The sequence below is a fragment of the Rheinheimera sp. A13L genome, assembly GCF_000217935.1.
Lineage (GTDB): Bacteria > Pseudomonadota > Gammaproteobacteria > Enterobacterales > Alteromonadaceae > Pararheinheimera.
On record NZ_AFHI01000063.1, the window covers coordinates 1 to 697 of the forward strand.

The 697-nt window shown below is 51.2% G+C and carries 1 pseudogene; it reads right to left on the bottom strand.

The window, feature by feature from the left end:
• Positions 1–74 precede the first annotated feature (74 nt).
• Positions 75–697 (bottom strand): annotated as a pseudogene (locus tag RHEIN_RS17990) (IS1-like element IS1A family transposase); the annotation flags it as partial.

Consider the following 697-nt stretch of genomic DNA (forward strand, 5'->3'; position numbering starts at 1 on the left):
CTGAATATATTTTCTGTGCCAATATTATCTCTAATTTCAAAAAAGTTACTTTTAATGTCGGTAATGACTCCAACTTATTGATAGTGTTTTATGTTCAGATAATGCCCGATGACTTTGTCATGCAGCTCCACCGATTTTGAGAACGACAGCGACTTCCGTCCCAGCCGTGCCAGGTGCTGCCTCAGATTCAGGTTATGCCGCTCAATTCGCTGCGTATATCGCTTGCTGATTACGTGCAGCTTTCCCTTCAGGCGGGATTCATACAGCGGCCAGCCATCCGTCATCCATATCACCACGTCAAAGGGTGACAGCAGGCTCATAAGACGCCCCAGCGTCGCCATAGTGCGTTCACCGAATACGTGCGCAACAACCGTCTTCCGGAGACTGTCATACGCGTAAAACAGCCAGCGCTGGCGCGATTTAGCCCCGACATAGCCCCACTGTTCGTCCATTTCCGCGCAGACGATGACGTCACTGCCCGGCTGTATGCGCGAGGTTACCGACTGCGGCCTGAGTTTTTTAAGTGACGTAAAATCGTGTTGAGGCCAACGCCCATAATGCGGGCTGTTGCCCGGCATCCAACGCCATTCATGGCCATATCAATGATTTTCTGGTGCGTACCGGGCTGAGAAGCGGTGTAAGTGAACTGCAGTTGCCATGTTTTACGGCAGTGAGAGCAGAGATAGCGCTGATGTCC